This window comes from Polaromonas sp. UBA4122 (assembly GCA_002381615.1).
Taxonomy (GTDB): Bacteria; Pseudomonadota; Gammaproteobacteria; order Burkholderiales; family Burkholderiaceae_C; genus Polaromonas.
This window is the reverse complement of sequence record DFWY01000066.1, coordinates 58343-77219: the sequence shown is the minus strand read 5'-3', so window position 1 is coordinate 77219 and position 18877 is coordinate 58343. Positions and strand designations below refer to the sequence as shown.

At 60.9% G+C, this 18877-nt stretch carries 18 protein-coding genes and 1 tRNA gene; 8 read left to right on the top strand and 11 right to left on the bottom strand.

What is annotated here, in order from left to right; all coding sequences use genetic code 11:
• Positions 1 to 88: 88 nt before the first annotated feature.
• The 4 genes from B3F77_RS08765 to ftsY form a co-directional block, all read right to left on the bottom strand.
• Positions 89 to 1060, bottom strand: coding sequence for a Bug family tripartite tricarboxylate transporter substrate binding protein (locus B3F77_RS08765; protein WP_293604587.1), 972 nt, complete (start codon positions 1058 to 1060; stop codon positions 89 to 91).
• Positions 1061 to 1091: 31 nt separating this feature from the next.
• The gene (locus tag B3F77_RS08760; RefSeq protein ID WP_293604586.1) at positions 1092 to 1811 is read right to left on the bottom strand and encodes a GntR family transcriptional regulator; all 720 of its coding nucleotides are present in this window, start codon (positions 1809 to 1811) and stop codon (positions 1092 to 1094) included.
• A 264-nt stretch (positions 1812 to 2075) separates the two neighbouring features.
• Complete coding sequence (locus B3F77_RS08755) at positions 2076 to 2378, bottom strand: hypothetical protein (RefSeq protein WP_293604585.1); 303 nt, start codon at positions 2376 to 2378, stop codon at positions 2076 to 2078.
• 205 nt (positions 2379 to 2583) lie between these two features.
• Positions 2584 to 3819, bottom strand: coding sequence for a signal recognition particle-docking protein FtsY (gene ftsY, locus B3F77_RS08750; protein ID WP_293604584.1), 1236 nt, complete (start codon positions 3817 to 3819; stop codon positions 2584 to 2586).
• Between the two features lie 28 nt (positions 3820 to 3847).
• Between ftsY and B3F77_RS08745 the strand changes: the two genes are divergently transcribed.
• The 5 genes from B3F77_RS08745 to B3F77_RS08725 all read left to right on the top strand — a co-directional run bounded on the left by B3F77_RS08745 (position 3848) and on the right by B3F77_RS08725 (position 8418).
• On the top strand, positions 3848 to 5350 hold the full coding sequence (locus tag B3F77_RS08745) for a M16 family metallopeptidase (RefSeq protein WP_293604583.1): 1503 nt from the start codon (positions 3848 to 3850) through the stop codon (positions 5348 to 5350).
• A gap of 33 nt (positions 5351 to 5383) precedes the next feature.
• Entirely contained in the window at positions 5384 to 6820 is a 1437-nt protein-coding gene (locus tag B3F77_RS08740) for a M16 family metallopeptidase (protein WP_293604582.1), read from the top strand.
• Positions 6817 to 7500, top strand: a complete 684-nt coding sequence (gene rsmD, locus B3F77_RS08735) for a 16S rRNA (guanine(966)-N(2))-methyltransferase RsmD (protein WP_293604581.1) — start codon at positions 6817 to 6819, stop codon at positions 7498 to 7500. The genes B3F77_RS08740 and rsmD overlap by 4 nt, the downstream gene beginning before the upstream one ends.
• Before the next feature lie 106 nt (positions 7501 to 7606).
• A complete protein-coding gene (gene coaD / locus B3F77_RS08730; protein ID WP_293604603.1) occupies positions 7607 to 8104 on the top strand; it encodes a pantetheine-phosphate adenylyltransferase in 498 nt (165 codons plus the stop codon).
• 2 nt (positions 8105 to 8106) lie between these two features.
• On the top strand, positions 8107 to 8418 hold the full coding sequence (locus B3F77_RS08725; RefSeq protein WP_293604580.1) for a YfhL family 4Fe-4S dicluster ferredoxin: 312 nt from the start codon (positions 8107 to 8109) through the stop codon (positions 8416 to 8418).
• 50 nt (positions 8419 to 8468) lie between these two features.
• On the opposite strand, the gene pth is transcribed toward B3F77_RS08725, so the two are convergent.
• From pth to B3F77_RS08690, 7 genes are all read right to left on the bottom strand, one after another.
• Positions 8469 to 9134, bottom strand: coding sequence for an aminoacyl-tRNA hydrolase (gene pth / locus B3F77_RS08720; protein WP_293604579.1), 666 nt, complete (start codon positions 9132 to 9134; stop codon positions 8469 to 8471).
• Positions 9135 to 9284: 150 nt separating this feature from the next.
• Positions 9285 to 9983 (bottom strand): 50S ribosomal protein L25/general stress protein Ctc, encoded by a 699-nt coding sequence (locus tag B3F77_RS08715; protein WP_293604578.1) that lies wholly within the window; start codon positions 9981 to 9983, stop codon positions 9285 to 9287.
• A gap of 105 nt (positions 9984 to 10088) precedes the next feature.
• Entirely contained in the window at positions 10089 to 11063 is a 975-nt protein-coding gene (locus B3F77_RS08710; protein ID WP_293604577.1) for a ribose-phosphate pyrophosphokinase, read from the bottom strand.
• A 186-nt stretch (positions 11064 to 11249) separates the two neighbouring features.
• A tRNA-Gln gene (locus B3F77_RS08705) sits at positions 11250 to 11326 on the bottom strand.
• Positions 11327 to 11448: 122 nt separating this feature from the next.
• Positions 11449 to 12369 (bottom strand): 4-(cytidine 5'-diphospho)-2-C-methyl-D-erythritol kinase, encoded by a 921-nt coding sequence (gene ispE / locus B3F77_RS08700; protein ID WP_293604576.1) that lies wholly within the window; start codon positions 12367 to 12369, stop codon positions 11449 to 11451.
• Between the two features lie 43 nt (positions 12370 to 12412).
• Entirely contained in the window at positions 12413 to 12925 is a 513-nt protein-coding gene (locus B3F77_RS08695) for a lipoprotein insertase outer membrane protein LolB (protein WP_293604575.1), read from the bottom strand.
• A gap of 15 nt (positions 12926 to 12940) precedes the next feature.
• Complete coding sequence (locus B3F77_RS08690) at positions 12941 to 14725, bottom strand: tetratricopeptide repeat protein (RefSeq protein ID WP_293604574.1); 1785 nt, start codon at positions 14723 to 14725, stop codon at positions 12941 to 12943.
• Positions 14726 to 14843: 118 nt separating this feature from the next.
• Here B3F77_RS08690 and mutM point away from each other — a divergent pair, with 118 nt between their 5' ends.
• From mutM to mutY, 3 genes are all read left to right on the top strand, one after another.
• Positions 14844 to 15659 (top strand): bifunctional DNA-formamidopyrimidine glycosylase/DNA-(apurinic or apyrimidinic site) lyase, encoded by an 816-nt coding sequence (gene mutM / locus B3F77_RS08685; RefSeq protein WP_293604573.1) that lies wholly within the window; start codon positions 14844 to 14846, stop codon positions 15657 to 15659.
• A gap of 76 nt (positions 15660 to 15735) precedes the next feature.
• Positions 15736 to 17715, top strand: a complete 1980-nt coding sequence (locus tag B3F77_RS08680; protein WP_293604572.1) for a dynamin family protein — start codon at positions 15736 to 15738, stop codon at positions 17713 to 17715.
• 81 nt (positions 17716 to 17796) lie between these two features.
• Positions 17797 to 18877: A/G-specific adenine glycosylase (mutY, locus tag B3F77_RS08675; RefSeq protein ID WP_293604571.1), on the top strand; the 1081-nt coding region annotated here is incomplete at its 3' end.

The window sequence follows — 18877 nt, the reverse complement described above, 5'->3', positions numbered from 1 at the left end:
TGCCAAGGTGAATGATTACTATCAATAAAGTAGCTGCTTGCGCCCGTTCTGCATGGGCTGCAGCTACATTTTTCTTAAACTTTGCGCTTTAGCTGTCAAGCTGTATACCCCGCTCACGCGCCAGCTTGGTCCAGCGGGCAATGTCGGCGCGGATGAATTCGCCGAACTGTTCCGGTGTCATGACCATCGGCTCGATGGCCTCCACCGACAGTTTTTCGCGCAGGTCGGGCGCGCGCAGCACTGTGGCCAGCGTCTCATTGAGCTGTTTGACGATGGGGGCCGGCATGCCGGCCGGACCGACCACGCCGTACCACTGCTGCGCGTCAAACCCCTTGAAGCCGGACTCGTCCAGCGTCGGCACGTCCTTGAGCATCGGGTGGCGCTGCAGGCCCGTCACGGCCAGCGGGCGCACCCGACCCGAACGGATATGCGGCAGCGCGGCGGCCAGGCCCGGGAACATGGCCTGGGTCTGGCCGCCGATCAGGTCGGTGAAGGCCGGGGCGATGCCCCGGTAGGGAATGTGCACCATGAAGGAATTGATCTGCTGCTTGAACAGCTCCATCGTCAGGTGCGTCAGCGAGCCTGCGCCGGCCGAGCCGTAGCTCACCTTGCCGGGGTTTTTGCGCAAGTACGCGATGAATTCCTTGACATTTTTGACCGGCAGCGCAGCGTTGACCACCAGCACATTGGGCGTGCCGCCAATCATGCCTATCGGGGTGAAGTCCTTCACCGCGTCGTAAGGCAGTTTGCGTGTGGCCGGGCTGGTGCCGTGGGTGGCGACATAACCCTGCATCAGCGTGTAGCCATCGGGTACGGCACGGGCTGTCGCCTGGCAGGCAATCACGCCGCCGCCGCCGGCCTGGTTGTCCACGATGAAACTCTGCTTGAGCACATTGCCCCAGCGCTCGGTCACGGTGCGGCCTACCATGTCGCTGCCGCCGCCGGCAGATACCGGCACGATATAGCGGATCGGTTTGGACGGGTAGCCGGTCTGGGCCAGCGCCAGGCCGGGCGCACAGATCAGGGCCGGTGCAGCTTGCAACAGGGTGCGTCGTTTCATGTGGTTGTCTCCAGTTTTGATTTTTTGAAATTTACCTTGCGACAGGCTTCATCGGCTCGGCGTCGAGCAAGCGCTTGTAGGCATCGCCGACGTGGTGCGCCATCAGTGCCTCGCAGCGCGGCGCATCGGCGTTGCGCAAGGCCTGCACGATGTCGACATGCTCGGCAATGGAGGCCTGCATGCCCACGTCCTGTGCCAGATTCTTCAAGCGCGACAAGTGCAGCTTCTGCACGATGCCGCGGTAGCTGTCGGACAGCTGCCGGTTGCCGGCGGATTCCACAATCGCCCAGTGAAAACGCAAATTTTCGGCGTAGTAGCACTGCACATCCTGCTGGCTCGCGGCCAGCCGCATGGCGTCCACGGAGGCGTCCAGCAGCAGCACCAGCGCCTCGCGTTGTTCGGCGGGCAAGCCGGCGGCGCAACGCCCTGCAAAGCCATCAAGCAGACCGCGCATCTGATACAGGTCACGAATTTCGGCGGCATCCAGCTGGCGCACAAAGACGCCCGAATGCTTGCGCGAGATGACCAACCCCGAGCTTTCCAGCTCGCGCAAGGCCTCGCGCACCGGCACGCGCGACACCTGCAGCCGACTGGCCACGTCAGGCTCGTTGATGCGCTGGCCTGGCGCCAGGACGCCTTTGAGAATCAGCGCCAGCATGTCGTCACGCACCAGCGTGGAGAGCGAGGTGTCGCGAACATCGCTGAGGCGGGCGGCAGAAGTTTCAGCGAGCCAGGGCAGCATGGAAGCCATGAATAAAATTTTTTATATCGTATACGAAATAACAATTCTGCCACCAAATCTCCGCGAAGACCGGGCTTTCGGCTGGTCCAGCGAAGAAACTTTGGATCGTGCAAGCAAAAACAGGGGGGGCCGGCAAGGTGACCGTGTTCAGGGCCAGGCAAAGCAGCAGTGGCTTGCGTACGGAAGGCCGTACGGAACTGCTGGTTGATCAGGGAGCGATGATCGGTGAGGTGGGCAGGAGCGCTTTGCTGCCAGCCGCCACACGCCTCGCATTCAGGGCCGGCGCTTGTCCTCGCGCACTTCCCGCACCTCGACGTCCACGATCTCGCCAGCGCCAGGGTTGACCGGCTTTTCGCGGGCGGGATTGCCTGGCCACATGCCCTTGGGTGAAAACCTCTGGAATTGGCCAAACACCATGGCAGGCGCCGGTTTGCGCCCCGTGATCAGTGCTTTGAGCAGGCTCAGGGCCACGACGATCAGCGCCGCCAGCAGCAGGCTGATCGCAAAGACGGCCGCGAACAAGCCCAGAACCAGTTTCAGAATAAAACGAAGAATTCGACCGACAAAGCTGGGCATCTGAAAAATCCTTTAATTTATTCAAATGGAGGTGCTGGGCGCGATTTTCAAGTCAAACGTGCCGGGGTCAGGCTGCTGATGCAATTACCAGCGGATGCACCGTGCCTTCACCAAACCTGGCGTGAAACACCTTCATGCCTGCGCGCAGGGCGTGGGCTGGTGCGGCTTTCTGCGGCGCTACCGAAGAACTGGCAGAGCCCGAAGATCAAGCCAGCAGGGCCTGGGCAAATTCGCGCGCATTGAAGGTTTCCAGGTCCTCCAGTTTTTCGCCCACGCCAATGAAATAGACCGGCACCGGGCGCAGCGCCGGGAAGGCAAGCGCCCGCTCGCGCTCCCACAGCGCAATCGCTGCCAGCACGCCGCCCTTGGCGGTGCCGTCGAGCTTGGTCACGATCAGGCCCGTGAGTTGCAGCGCGTCGTCAAACGCCTTGACCTGGGCCAGCGCGTTCTGGCCGGTATTGCCGTCGATCACCAGCAGCACCTCGTGGGGTGGGATTGAAGCCCCCACGCTTGCCACTTTGTGTGCTGCGCTGCCCCCCGGGGGGGCTGTGTCGCCTTGGGGTGGCCCGGCGGCGACACCGGCATCGGCGGGGCCAGTTTTCTGAATGACCCGCTTGATCTTGCGCAGCTCTTCCATCAGATGCAGTTGAGTGGGCAAGCGGCCCGCCGTGTCGACCAGCACCACATCCTTGCCGCGCGCCTTGCCTGCGGTCACGGCGTCAAAGCTCACGGCCGCCGGGTCGCCGCCTTCCTGGCTGACAATCTCGACCGTGTTGCGGTCAGCCCAGACGCTGAGCTGCTCGCGTGCGGCGGCGCGGAAGGTGTCGGCTGCCGCCAGCAGCACCGTAGCGCCTTCGTTGGCCAGGTGGCGCGTGAGTTTGCCTATCGACGTGGTTTTGCCAGCACCGTTGACGCCCGTGACCATGATCACGGTGGGCCGGTACTGCCCGATCACCAGTGGTTTTTCCAGTGGCTTGAGCAACTCCGTAATGGCCTCGACCAGTGCATTTTTGACGGCCACAGGATGCGTGACGCCGCCCTCCTTCACCCGGCGCTTGACATCGCCCAGCAGGTGTTCCGTGGCCTTCACGCCGGTATCGGCCATCAACAGGGCGGCTTCCAGGTCCTCGTACAGGGCGTCGTCAATGCGGCTGCCGGTAAAAACGGTGGAAATGCTGGCGCCGGTTTTGCGCAGGCCTTCCTGCAGCTTGCTGAGCCAGCGCTGGCGCTCGGGCGCCACCGCGTCGGCAGCCGGAAGGGGGCTTGGAATCGCAATCGGCGTCACCAGCGCACTGCCAATGAGCCCGCCGCCGGCATGGCCGGGCGTGCTCACGGGCGGCGCGGGCGCTGCGGGGGCATTGGCCGGTCCGGGGCCCTCGCTGAGCGCGGGGGAGGCAGAGGGTGGGGTGGGCCGAAATTTTTTCTTGAAAAAACTGAACATTGAATATGCTTGTAGAGTCCACTATTCTATGAAACACCCTAGGCGAGCCCTCTTGAAGCTTTCAGTATCCCTTCCCAGGCACTTTGTTGCCCTGTTTTCAGTCTGCCTCCTTCCCGCTACGCTGGCTGTGTGCTTCAGCACCGCAGCCCTCGCGCAGGCACCCGCCCCGGTGGAGCAGTTCACGCTGGCTAACGGCCTGACGGTCATTGTCAAGCCGGATCACCGCGCGCCCACCGTCGCCCACATGCTGTGGGTGCGTGTGGGCTCCATGGACGAAGTGGACGGCACGTCGGGCGTGGCCCATGCGCTGGAGCACATGATGTTCAAGGGCACGCCCACGGTGAAGGCTGGCGATTTTTCCAGGCAGGTGGCCGCGCTGGGCGGGCGTGAGAACGCGTTCACCAGCCTTGACAACACCGGCTACTACGAGCAAATTCCGGCCAGCAAACTCGAAGACGTGATGCGGCTGGATGCCGACCGCTTCGCCAACAACCAGTGGCTTGACGCCGAATTCAAGCGCGAGATTGAGGTGGTCAAGGAAGAGCGTCGTTTGCGCACTGAAGATGCACCACGGGCCATGCTGGATGAACAAGCAACCGCGATAACCTTCATGGCTGCGCCCTACCGGCGCCCCATCGTCGGCTGGATGAGCGACCTCGACGCCATGACGCCTAGCGATGTGCGCGACTTTTACCGGCGCTGGTATGTGCCCGCCAACGCCGCTGTGGTGGTGGCCGGCGATGTGGAGGTGGCGCAGGTCAGGGCACTGGCTGAAAAATACTACGGCCCCATCGCCGCGCGTCCCGTGCCCGTGCGCAAACCGCGCAGCGAGCCTGAGCAAACCGGCATGCGGCGCCTTGATTTCAAGGCCCCTGCCAGCCAGGCCTATGTGGATCTGGCCTTCAAGGTACCCAAGCTGGAACCGGCCGACCTGGCCGACTTGACTGATCCGGCGGCCAGCGGGGCGTCCCCTGCAACGGCTGCCGGCCGCGATGCACTGGCCCTGACGGTGCTGGCCGCGGTACTCGACGGCTACAGCGGCGCCCGCCTGGAACGCGCACTGGTCCAGGGAAAACAAGGAGAAGGCCGTGTCGCCGACAGCGCGGGCGCCTCCAGCGGCCTGGTGGGCCGCGGGCCGCAGCTGTTCATGCTCGATGGCGTTCCCGCAGAAGGCAAAACCACGCAGCAGGTGGCCACTGCCCTGCGCCAGCAAGTGGCCCTGATTGCGCATGACGGCGTCAGCGAGGCGGAACTCCATCGCGTCAAGACCCAGTGGGTGGCCAGCGAAACCTACAAGCTCGACTCGGTATTCAGCCAGGCGCGTGAACTCGGCTCCAACTGGGTTCAGGGCCTGCCGCTCGATGCCAGTGCGCGGATGATTGCCAGGCTGCGCAGCATCACCAGTGGCGAGGTGCAGGCGGTAGCCACCAAATACTTCGGCGATGACCAGTTGACCACGGCAACCTTGCTGCCGCAGCCGATGGACCCGAACCGCAAGCCGCGCAAGTCCACCGTCGTCACCCAACATTGAGCCCGGCCCTGAACCGAATATTCCTATTTTTTCATGATAATTGCTACTAAAAACATAGCTGCTCGCGCCCTTCTGGCGGGCGGCATTAGCCTTTTTGTTCATTCATTTGCGCTGGCGGCAATTCCCATCCAGCACTGGACCCAGGCCAGCGGTGCCGAGGTGTACCTGGTGGAGAGCCCGGCCATTGCCATGGTGGATGTGCAGATTGATTTTGACGCCGGCAGTCGGCGCGATCCGCCCAGCCAGGCGGGCCTGGCCGGCATGATGGCGGACATGCTGGACAAAGGCGTGCGGGCCAGCGAGCGCCCGGGCGGGCCGCCTCGAGCAAGCTCAGCCGCCCCGGGGGGCAGCGTAGTACGCGAAGCGACAAGCGTGGGGACATTATTTGAACCGGCCCTGGATGAAAACGCGTTGAGCGAAGCCTGGGCCGATCTGGGGGCGCAGTTTGGCACTGGTGCCAGTGCTGACCGCCTGAGTTTTTCATTGCGCTCGCTGACTGATCCCGACTTGCTCGACAAGGCCGTGGCGCTCGCCGCTCGCGAGTTGGCCGAGCCTTCTTTTCCCGAGCCCATCTGGCAGCGTGAACGCCAACGCGTGCAGGCGGCGCTCAAGGAGTCCTACACACGCCCCGGCACGGTGATCGGCCGGGCCTATTCCCAGGCCGTGTACGGCACACATCCCTATGGCTATGAGATCACCGAGGCCACGCTGGCGCGCATCAGCGTGGCGGACATGCGGGCGGCGCACGCCGCGGGCGTGGTGGCCTGCCGTGCGCGCATCAGCATGGTGGGCGCCATCACGCGGGCGCAGGCCGACGCCATGGCCACGCGCCTGCTGTCGCGCCTGCCGCAAGTGCCCTGCGCCAGCCTGCCACCGCTGCCCGTGGTGGACGAAGTGGCACCACTCACGCAGACGCAGGAGAAACACATTCCCTTCGACTCTGCGCAGGCGCATGTGCTGATCGGCCAGCCCGGCTTCAAGCGCGCAGATCCTGACTATTTCGCATTGACCGTGGGCAACTACATCTTGGGCGGCGGCGGTTTCGTGTCGCGGCTGACCAATGAGGTGCGCGAAAAACGCGGTTTGACCTACGGGGTGTCGAGTCATTTCTCGCCGGGCCTGCATGCCGGCAGTTTCACGGTAGGCTTGCAAACCCGCCCTGACCAGGCCGCACAAGCAGTGAAAATCGTGCGCCAGGTGGTGAGTGACTTTGTGGCCAAGGGGCCGACAGAGACTGAGCTTCAGGCTGCCAAGGACAACCTGATAGGCGGCTTTGCGCTGCGCATTGACAGCAACCGCAAGCTGCTGGACAACATTGCCGGTATCGCGTGGAACAACTTGCCGCTCGACTACCTGGACACCTGGACGCAGCAGGTTGACAAGGTCACCGTGGCGGACATCAAGGCGGCTTTTGCACGCAAACTGCAGCCCGAAAAAATGGTCACCGTGATTCTGGGAGCAGCATCATGAAATACACCGTCATCAAACCCTCAGTTGAGACCTCGGCCCCACCGTTAGTTAAAGCATCAGTGAAGCCGAAGGGCACAGCCCACATCAAGCCGCCTGGCGAAATCCGCATCATCGGCGGGCAGTACAAGCGCACCAAACTCCCGGTGCCCAACAAGCCCGGCCTGCGACCCACGCCGGACCGCGTGCGGGAAACCCTTTTTAACTGGCTGGGCCAGGACCTGACGGGATGGCGCTGTGCGGATGTGTTTGCCGGCACCGGAGCGCTGGGGTTTGAAGCAGCTTCGCGTGGCGCTGCCGAGGTGCTGCTGTGCGAGCAGGACCCGGCGCTGGTGCTGCAGCTCAAGGCCGTGCAAGCGCGGCTGCAGGCCGGTATGGTCAAGATTGAACGCGGTGATGGCGTGGCCGTTCTCAGGCGCCTGCCTGCGGACAGCCTGCAACTGGTGCTGCTGGACCCGCCTTTTGAGTACAAGCTCTTTGAGGCCGCACTGAAAGCCGCCGCGCAAGCGATTGGCCCCGCCGGGCTGGTCTATCTGGAGGCGCCCAGGGCGTGGCCGGATGAGGAGTTGCAGCCGCTGGGCCTGCACCTGCACCGCAGCGGCAAGGCGGGGGCTGTGCATTTTCATTTGCTAGCCAGGAACGACACGCTCAAGGACACAGCGCAGGGCTCGCTGCCCGCCTGACTCGCCGGATGCCCGGGTGGCCCTTTACCGCTCGTGGTTACGCGGCTGCAGGGGCCGTCAGGGGCATAATTCCCCCATGCCTACCACGCTGACCACAACCCCAGGTATGACCCCGCGTATTGCTGTTTACTCCGGCACCTTTGACCCGTTCACGCTGGGCCACGACGACGTGGTGCGCCGCGCCGCCAGGCTGTTTGACCAAGTCATCATTGCCGTGGCGGTCGCCCACCACAAGAAAACCCTGTTTTCGCTGGAAGCGCGCGTGGCACAGGTACAGGTTGCTACAAAAAACATAGTCGGTGTGAAGGTGCTGTCTTTTGACGGGCTGATCATGGATTTTTGCGCCGCGCACAAGGCCTGCGCCGTGGTGCGGGGCGTCCGCAACCTGACGGACTTTGACTACGAAGCCCAGATGGCCGCCATGAACCGCAAGCTGCGCCCGCAGGTGGAAACCGTGTTCCTGCTGCCCGATGCAGCTTTGCAATGCATCAGCAGCACGCTGGTGCGCGAGATCAGCAAGCTCGGCGGTGATGTCGGACAGATGGTGAGCCCGGCCGTGGCCGTCGCGTTGGCCGAGGCGCATCTGGCGGCAAAGGGAGTCTGAGCATGGCCTTGATGATCACGGATGAATGCATCAACTGCGATGTGTGCGAGCCCGAGTGCCCCAACCAGGCGATTTACCTCGGCAAGGAAATTTATGAGATTGACCCGCACAAATGCACCGAGTGCGTGGGCCATTTTGACGAGCCGCAATGCGTGCAGGTCTGTCCGGTGGCTTGCATTCCGGTCGACCCGCAGCACGTTGAATCCCGGGAAACGCTCTGGGAAAAATTCCACCGCCTGCAATCCATCTTGCCGGTGGCGGCCCGGCAACTGGACTCGGCTCCCGGCTTAGCCGTGAAATTAGTAGAAAAATAGGCCTCTAGCCCAATAAATACGGGCGTATACAGCTATCAAAATAATAGTAATCAGTCCAGCTTTGGCGTGCTGGCGGCCGCGTCCGATCCAGGCGCTGGTGAGGCTGCCATTGCAGGCGCAGGCCGCGGCGGCTTGGGCCGCTGGGGCTGGCTGGTATGAATCAGCATCGTGGCTTTTTCCATCTCGCCGTGCAACAGCTCAGGGACTGCCTTGAGGCAGCGCGCGATGCAGTCTTCAATGGCCGTGCGGTGTTCTGGCGAAGGTTTTTTAAGCACCCAGTTGATCACTTCAGCCTTCACGCCAGGGTGGCCCACGCCGATGCGCAGCCGCCAATAGTTGGGTGTGCCCAGTTGCGCGTGAATGTCGCGCAAGCCGTTATGGCCGGCATGGCTGCCGCCAAACTTGAGCTTGGCCTGACCCGGGACGATGTCCAGCTCGTCATGCGCCACCAGAACTTCATCGGGTGAGATCTTGAAAAACCGGGCCAGTGCAGCCACCGATTTTCCAGACAAATTCATGAAGGTCAGGGGTTTGAGCAGCCACACGGTTTGCCCGTTCACAGTGGTGCGGGCCACCTGGCCGTGGTAACTCTTGTCCAGACTGAGCGGTGCCTTCAATTCGCGCGAGAGCGCATCAATCCACCAGAAACCGGCATTGTGACGCGTGGCTTCGTATTCGGTGCCGGGGTTGCCCAAGCCAACAAACAGTTTGATCATGTAGTGTGATGAGGAGGAATGGCGGCAGGCCGGTGAGCTTGTTAGCGTAGCAGAACAGGGTCCGCAAGAAAAACGGCTCCTATCCTCAGCAGAGGATAGGAGCCGTTCAGGGCCGTTGACCTTTTCAAGGCCAATGCCGCAAGCTGGAAATTACTTCTTGGCAGCTGGTTTGGCAGGCGCCTTTGCGGCAGGCTTGGCGGCAGGCTTGGCGGCAGGCTTGGCCCCAGCTTTGGCGTCTTTTGCCTCAGCAGGCGCAGCGGCATCAACCGCAGGGGCTGCTTCGACTTCTTCTACGATGGCAGAGACGGACACCAGCACCGGGTTTTCCTGGCCCTTGGCGACAAATTTCACGCCTTTTGGCAGCGTGATGTCTTTGACATGCAGCGAGACACCTTTTTTCAGGCCACTCAAATCAACGGTGATGAATTCGGGCACATCTGCTGGGAAGCAGGAGATCGTCAGCTCGGTCAACACGCGGTTGACCAGGCATTGTTCGGTCTTGACGGCTGGGGATTCTTCTTCACCGCTGAAGTGCAGAGGCACTTTCATGGTAAGCCTGGTCTTGGCTTCAACGCGCTGGAAGTCGATGTGCAGGATCTGTTGTTTGAACGGGTGCATTTGCAGATCGCGCAGCAAAACCTTCTGGGCTTTGCCGGCCAGTTCCATCTCGAGGATGGAAGCGTGGAAGGCTTCTTTTTTGATGGCGTGCCACAACGCGTTGTGATCGAGTTCGATCAGCGTAGCCTCACCCGTGCCACCGTAAACGATACCGGGCGTGCGGCCCGTGATGCGGAGACGGCGGCTCGCACCCGTACCCTGCATTGCGCGCTCAAAAGCGACGAATTTCATAATATTCTCCAAAAGAGGCGGACCGCGACCAGCTCACCCCGACATAAAAAGGCTGCTCAAGCTCTGCAAATTTTGCGAACTGTGCAGCCACCTTTTTGTTTCAAATCAGAACAGATGGTCCTGATCAGAAAACAAACTCATGACCGAGTCTCCCGTGGCGATGCGCTGCATGGTTTCAGCGATCAATGGCGCCACGGAGAGCTGGCGAATCTTTTTACAATCCTGCGCCTTCTGGCTCAGCGCAATGGTGTTGGTGACCACCACTTCATCGAGCGCATCACCCTGGGCAATGCGGTCAATGGCCGGACCCGAAAAAATCGGGTGCGTGCAATACGCGTAAACCTTTTTGGCGCCGCGCTCTTTCAGCACCTCGGCGGCCTTCACCAGCGTACCGGCTGTGTCGATCATGTCGTCCATGACCACGCAATTGCGGCCTTCGATGTCGCCGATCACGTGCATCACTTCCGACACATTCGCCTTGGGTCGGCGCTTGTCGATGATGGCCATATCGCAACCGAGCTGCTTGGCCAGCGCACGGGCGCGCACCACGCCGCCCACGTCGGGAGAAACGACCATCAAGTCAGTGTAATTCTTCTGGCGTAAATCACCGAGCAACACTGGCGACGCATAAATGTTGTCCACCGGGATGTCAAAAAAACCTTGTATCTGGTCGGCATGCAGATCCATCGTCAAGACACGCGACACGCCAACGGCCTGCAGCATGTTGGCCACCACCTTGGCCGAGATGGGCACACGCGCCGAACGCGGGCGCCGGTCCTGCCGGGCATAGCCAAAGTAAGGAATCACGGCGGCAATCCGCTCGGCAGACGAACGTTTGAGCGCGTCCACCATGATGAGCAACTCCATCAGGTTGTCGTTGGTCGGCGCACAGGTCGACTGCACGACAAACACATCACGGGCCCGCACGTTTTGCTGGATTTCGACGGTGACTTCACCGTCTGAAAAACGTCCCACATGGGCAGCACCCAGTGAAATTCCCAAGTGCTGGGCGATCTCGAGGGCCATGCTCGGATTGGCATTGCCGGTGAAAACCATGAAGTCTGGATGGTGCATTTGCATGTGGAGCCCAGCTGCTGTCGGACTTGAAGGTGGCTGAAATATTGATTGAAGCAAAATACGCACGGGAAAACAAGCGGCAACGGGGACTTGGCAGTGAGTGCCGTTGCTTGCGCTTTCAAAAACACACAGACCCGCACGACGCGGGTCCGGGATCACGCAGAGCCGCACCGGGCGGATCTGAAAATTTGGCAGGGGTGGAAGGATTCGAACCTGCGAATGCCGGAATCAAAATCCGGTGCCTTAACCAACTTGGCGACACCCCTACACAGGACAACTGTTGCTTTTAAGCGCTGGCTGAAATCAGTTAGCGCAAGATACCAACAACCGACCTATAAACTTTTACTTTAACCATCGCTTTGAAAGCGCATTTTAAAGAACGGTGATTCTACCAACCGGCCAGAGGATGCGCATCCAAATTGCTGCACTTGCGGATTTTCCAGTCATCAGGGGCTTCTGATAATTTTGGCAGATCGACGTCATGCAGCAGTTGCGCAAATACAGCACTTCCCGAGCCGGTCATGCGCCCTTGAAGGTGTTGCGCTGAAAGCCAATCGAGTGACTGACCTATCTGCGGACACATTGTCTGCGCTACCGGCTGTAAGTCGTTATGGCCAAATTCAAAAACCGGACCATTTGCACTTGCAGCAAAGCCTTGGATTGTAGCAGTTTCTGTGTCGCGTTTGAGCCCCGGCGCGCTGAAAATACCTTGCGTAGAGAGTCCGGCTGCGGGCTTGACCACCACAAAGCGGGCTGGTGGCAGGGTGAGAGGCGTGATTTTTTCGCCGATTCCTTCCACCCAGGCATGGCCGCCGGAGAGGAAAAAAGGCACGTCCGCGCCCAACGACAAGGCCACAGCGCGCAGGTCTTCCGGTGGCAAGCTCACGCCCCAAAGGCGTTGCAGCGCCAGCAGGCAACTCGCGGCATCCGACGACCCCCCTCCCATGCCGGCCTGTGACGGGATGCGTTTTTCCAGGCCAATGTGAACACCCAGGGAGGTGCCGCAGGCTGCTTGCAAGGCCTTGGCCGCCCGTACGGTCAGATCGTCGGCAGGCAGCGCATCAGGGGCGCCCTTCCCCGAATGGACTGGATGGTCCGGATCGCCCAGGTCGGCCCGGCTGATGTGCCCATCCGTGCGCAGTTCAAAGTGCAGCGTGTCGCACCAGTCGATCAGCATGAACACCGACTGCAGCAGATGGTAGCCGTCGGGCCTGCGCCCAGTGATGTGCAAGAACAGGTTGAGCTTGGCAGGGGCCGGTACGTCGTAAATAGCTTTGAGCGGACGCGAAGAAATGGCGGTGGGGGCCACGGTTGAATGTTCCGAAAACGGCGGAGCCAGGCGGCACCCGGCCCTATTGATCCAGCACGACACGAAGGTCGACCTGCGGCGTGGGCTGGGCTCTTTTGGCCGAAATGCGGCCTTCGCTGTGCCGGGACAGATCGGCAGACCAGCCATTAACGCTTGCGTTGTCCCCTTGCAGCCAGGCAAACAGCGCACTCAGCGGCACGGCCGCGCCTGTGGCCTGCTCCATCAACGCGTCGACCGAAGAAAAGCGCTGAATCTTCTGGTTGCCCGAATCAAGGACGGCCTCAAAGGGAGACCAGCGCAATATGCCGAGCACATTGCCCAAGGGGCTGATCAGCGTCAGCTCTCCGCGCTCCGGCTTGCCTTTGAGTTCAAACCCGGCCGAGAAAGACTGCGCGGGTTCGCTTTGCACTTGCAGGCTGATACGGCCCGTCCAGAGTTCATTTTGTGGTCCATTTATTCCTGTAGCCGTTATAGGACGGGCACAACCAGCTATTAAAATAGTAGCAATCAGGCATCCAGAAACAAATGTAGAACGCAGGCGGGCGGCGAGAAGCAAGGGGCAGGTCCTGATTTACAGCTTCACGCGCAGACGCTTGAGTGTTTCGAGCAGGGTTTCGTCGTCTGGGTTGATCAGCTGGCCTTCTTTCCAGATGGCCACTGCCCGCTCACGCTGACCCAGGCTCCAGAGTACTTCGCCGAAGTGCGCGGCAATTTCCGCGTCAGGTTTGGCCTTGTAAGCGGCCTCAAAAATTTGCTGGGCTTCGCTTGCATTGCCCATGCGGAATTCAACCCAGCCCAGGCTGTCCTTGATGAAGGGATCGGACGGCGCGTATTCGAGCGCTTTCTGGATCAACTCCTTGCCCTCCGGCAGGCGAACGTTGCGGTCTGCCAGCGAATAACCGAGGGCGTTGTAGGCTTGGTAGTAATCGGGCTTGAGCTGGATGATCCGTCGCAACTGCCGCTCCATCTCGTCCAGGAACCCCAGTTTTTCGGCCATCATGGCCTGGTCATAAAGCAGATCCGGTTCATCGGGCGTTTTTGCCAGGGCCCGCGCCAGCAGGTCATGAGCCAGCTGGTATTGCTTGAAATCGCGAAGCAGGCCGACTTCGGCGTTGAGTTTCAGTCGCGCATCATCGGGGCTGCGCTCGGGCAACTGGCGGATCAGCTGGCGGCCTTCTTCCAGCTTGCCCTGGCTGGCCAAAATGGAAGCGCGCCGGGTTTGCGCCAGTGCAAGGTCCGAGGAGTTCTCAATCTTGTTCAGCCAGTTTTCCGCTGCCGCGTAGTCCTTGCGCTTTTCGGCCAGTTGCGACAAAGACAGGTAGGCTTGCGCCAAGCCGCGCTTGCTTTCGCCTTGCGGCGTCTGCTGCTGGGCCAGCGCGACATAGCGTTCCAGCGCTGTCTGTGCCGGTGCGAGCTGGTTGTCCTGCAGTTGCAAAGAGCCCAGAACCAGCCAGCCTTCCGGGTAATCGGGTTTTTGACGCGTCACGATCTGCAATTGAACGATCGCTTCTGCGTAACGCTGCAGGTCCAGCAGGACACGCGCATAACCCATGCGGATTTCAGGCCAGGCGTTGGCGTGGCCTTCAAGGTATTTCTGGACCAGGCCTTCTGCCTCGGGCAGTTTCTGGTCCATCAGCTCCAGTGCCAGCAGCGCGGGGCCCCCAGCGCTGCTACCAGTGAGGGAATCGGTGGCCTGGCCGCGTCTGGCTGCTTCAAGTGCGCCAGGGTTGTCTCCTGCGGCCAAGCGCATGCGTCCCACGGTGGTCCAGGCGGCGCTGGCGGTCGCGGGATCGCTCAAGGCATCGGCCAACGCTCCTTCAACCACCGTGCTGGCCAGTTTTTTGTCGCTGACGCGGGCATAAGCGTGCGGCACTGCCGCCAGGGCCGACGCGCGCTCGACGTCCGGTGCCAGTCTTATCTCGGTTTTCAGCGGCTCCACCGTGTCGGCGATGCGGTTCAGGGCAATCAGGATTTGCAGCACATAGCGGTTGGCCTCGCGCGAAGCGGGCTGCTCCTGCTTCCAGGCCCGGGCGGACTGCAGCGCTGCTTCGCCCGAGCGCGACTGCAGGGCAATCTCGGTGGCCCGCTGGTAAAGCTGGGCGTCGCCGGTTTTTCTGGCTGCATCCAGCATCAGCGCGAAGCCCGCAGCGGGTTCTCCCTCCTGCAGGGTGATCTCACCCACAAGCAACTGGTAAAACAGGGCGCTGTCCAGCAGCGAGGACGGCGCCGCGGCCTGCGCTGCCTTCGCCTCGGCGAGTCCGGAAGGCACGACGGGTTCGGGCTTTGTAGTCTGTGCCAGAACCAGGGGAGCAGCGAGCCAAAGGCAGCCAAAAGCAAGGCCAAGTTTTTTCTTCATCAAGGCATGATAATTGAAGCTACCAAGCAGCGCTTTTCCCTTGTCTTGCGCCCTCTCTTCAAGGCCGCCTTTTATTGATGTCCGGTGCTGATGTTTTTGCGCCCCTGACTGTGAGCCTATGCCTGAACTGCCCGAAGTTGAAGTCACCCGCCTGAGCTTTGCAGACCGCGTTGCCGGCGCCCGCATCAAGGCTGTGTCCGTGGGAAAACCCCTGCGCTGGCCGCTGGGTTGCCCGCCGCGGCAGCTCGTTGGCCAGCGCGTGCTGGCCGTGCGTCGTCGGGGCAAATACCTGCTGATTGACTTGAGCGATGGCTTGATGCTGATTCATCTGGGCATGTCCGGCAGCGTGAGCTTTGGCGACGATTTTCCCGCATTGGGCAAGCATGACCACTTTGAAATGGTGACCAGCCTGGGCACCTTGCGACTGAATGACCCGCGCCGCTTCGGGGCGGTGGTGTACGCCCGCGGCGAAAGTGACCCCGTAGCGCACAAGCTGCTGGGCCGTCTGGGTGTGGAGCCGCTCAGCGAGGCTTTTGACCCGGCTGCATTCCATCAGGCGCTCAAACTCAGGAAGACTGCCATCAAGCAGGTACTGCTGGGCGGCGAGGCGGTAGTGGGCGTGGGTAATATTTACGCGTCCGAGGCGTTGTTTCTGGCCGGCATCCGCCCCACCACGAAAGCATCCCGCATCAGCAAACCGCGCGCGGCGTTGCTTCACCGCGCCATTCAACTGGTATTGACACAGGCCATTGCAAAAGGAGGGAGCACCCTGAGGGACTTCTCAAATGCCCATGGCGAGGTGGGTCATTTTCAACTAGAAGCCATGGTGTATGACCGTACCGGCTTGCCCTGCAGAGTGTGCGCGACGCCAATAAAAAGCCTGCGGCAGGGCCAGCGCTCGACTTTTTATTGCGTCAGTTGCCAGAAGCCGTGAGCGCTCCGTAGAAGCGTCGATGGTTCTTTTGGGTTGCCGATGCTATATTGCCTCTGAACACCTTTACGGAAGATAGATGTCTTTTAACGAAAAATTTGATCAGCACGGCGTATGGCGACGCGAATTTGCATTGCGGCTGAAACTGCTTGCCGAATGGATGAAAGACCATGACCTGCTCGACGCGGCGGTGGAGGAGCAGTTGCGGCGGCTGGAGTCGCAGGTGCGTTCCGACAAGGTCATGGTGGCTTTTGTGGCGGAGTTTTCGCGCGGCAAATCGGAACTGATCAATGCCATCTTTTTTGCCGGTTATGGCCGCCGCATCATGCCGGCGAGTGCCGGCCGCACGACCATGTGCCCGACTGAGCTGGGCTATGACGTGGATGTGCCGCCCTGTCTGCGCCTTTTGCCCATCGAAACGCGTTTGCAGAAGCAGGCGCTCATGGAGTGGCGCGTCGTGCCCGAGAAGTGGACGCGCATTGACCTGGATGTGAACGATCCCGCGCAACTGGCGCGCGCCCTTGAGAAAGTGGCTGAAGTTCGGCATGTTACCCAAGACGAAGCCCGTGCACTCGGCTTCTGGCATGACAATAATCCGGAAGACAATCCGCGGGTTGGCCCCGATGGACTGATTGAAGTGCCGAAATGGCGTCATGCATTGATCAATATCGCGCACCCCTTGCTCAAGCAGGGGCTGGTCATTCTGGATACACCCGGTCTGAACGCCATTGGTGCCGAACCTGAACTGACGGTCAGCCTGATTCCGCAGGCGCATGCGGTGGTCTTCATTCTGGCAGCCGATACGGGCGTCACCAAATCCGACCTGTCCATCTGGCGCGAACATCTGATCACCGAGGGCGACGGTACCGAGACGCGCCTGGTGGTGCTGAACAAAATTGACACCCTGTGGGACGCCTTGAGTACACCCGAGCAGGTGCAGGCGCAAATTGACAAGCAGATAGCTACGTCAGCCGAAATTCTGGGCTTGCCCAGGTCGCAGGTTATTCCGGTTTCTGCGCAAAAAGGATTGGTGGCCAAAGTGACCGGGAACGAGGCGCTTCTGCAGGCCAGCCAGTTACCGGCGCTTGAGCTGGCGCTGGGACAGGGCGTGATGGGGCAGCGCCAGAAAATCCTGCGTACGGCGGTAGCCGGCGGCATTGGGGAACTTAAAACCGAGGCCGGGCGGGCCATGCACATCCGCCGACGCGATTTGGCCGAGCAGATGATTGAACTGCGCAGCTTGAGGGGTAAAAACGTCTCGGTGATCAAACATATGCGCAGCCGCATCGAGCAGGAGCAGGCTGAATTTGATACCAGTGGCGCCCAAATACATGCGGTGCGCTCGGTGCACCTCAAATTACTTCGGGACGTATTCAATCTGCTCAGCACGCCCACGCTGAAGGCCGAGTTGGCGGAGCTGACACACGCCCTCAAACAGCCAGGGATCAAGCTGGGCGTTAAAAAGGCCTACGGCAAAACCTTCTCTCGGCTTCGCGAAGGCTTGAAAAAGTCCCAGCTACTCAGCGGTGAAATTCAGTCCATGCTGACTGCGTCATTTCGGCAGCTCAATGCCGAATTCAGCTTTTCGCTACAGGCTCCCAAAGAGCCTGAATTGATTCGCTACGAGAATGATCTGGAACTGATAAAGCGCAGCCATCTGAAGTACCTCGGAATAAGCAATGTGCTGAAACTTTCCCAGGCTGAATTTTCCGAGCGGCTGGTTCGCGCTTTGGCCACCCGCCTGCGAATGGTGTACGAGTCCGCATTGGGCGAGGTGGAGCTCTGGAACAAGTCAGCGGCATCACAACTGGATGCGCAACTGCGCGAACGACGCCGCAACTTCGGACGCCGCCTTGAGGCGATCGAGCGCATTCAGCAGGCCGCCTCCGGCCTGGATGAGCGAATTGCCGAAATTAACGACCAGGAGAAGGTGCTCAATGAACTGGATGCCAAATTGATGGAGTTGACCTCGCATCTCCTGGGCGCGCCGTCGTTGCCTTCTACATTGCAGGATGCGACTGCCGCCACACCGAATGCGGCATTGACCGAGGCGGCCTGAGCGTTGGCGATTTCTACAAGCACCCGGCACCAGCTTGAAGCGGCTGACCAGCCTGCATCCCGCGCAGGCAACAAGCCCGCCTTGAAGCAGACAGAAACGGAGCTTTCAGCTTTTGCTGCGGAAATTGTGCGCTGGCAAAAAACACATGGGCGCAACAGCCTGCCCTGGCAAAACACGCGCGACCCCTACCGCGTCTGGTTGTCTGAAATCATGCTTCAGCAGACCCAGGTCGCCACCGTCCTGGACTACTATGCCCGGTTTTTGCAGCGCTTTCCCACGGTCAGTGACCTGGCCGCAGCGGGGCAGGATGAGGTACTGGCTGTGTGGAGTGGTCTGGGTTATTACAGCCGCGCACGCCATCTGCATCATTGTGCTCAGGATGTGATGGCGCTGCATGCGGGGCAGTTTCCGCGTACGGCGGAGCAGCTTCAGACCTTGCCCGGCATAGGCCGCTCAACGGCGGCCGCCGTTGCGTCGTTTTGCTTTGGAGAACACGTCGCCATACTGGACGGCAACGTCAAACGGGTGCTCACGCGGGTACTTGGTTTTTCTGCTGACCTGTCGCAAAGCGCCAATGAGCGTGCGCTCTGGGACAGGGCAACAGACCTGCTGCCAGAGCAGGATTTACCGGAAACCATGCCGCGTTACACGCAGGGGCTGATGGACCTCGGCGCAACGATTTGCACCGGCCGGCAGCCGCAGTGCCTGCTGTGCCCGGTGCAAAACCTGTGCCGCGGCCTCGCGACCGGTGAGCCCGAAAAATACCCTGTCAAAACCCGAAAACTGAAACGCAGCGCACAAGCGCTGAGCCTGCTGTGGGCACAGAAGCCCGACGGCTCGGTATGGCTTGAAAAGCGTCCCACGCCTGGTATTTGGGGTGGGCTCTATTGCCTGCCGGTGTTTGAGAGCGGCGACGCGCTGAAAGCTCTTTTACCCCAAAGCTTGCACGCGCGGCTTGTGCCTCTGCCGCATTTTGTCCATGTATTGACGCACAAGGACCTGCACCTGTCCCCGTGGATCGCAGGCTTTCGGGCCGATCAGGCTATGCCCAGGGCGATGATCTCGGCGTTACCTGGTGGTGCATGGTTCAGTCCGGCTGCATGGCCGGGTTTGGGCTTGCCTGCACCCATCCGCAAACTGCTGGCGCAGGATGCCTCTGCAT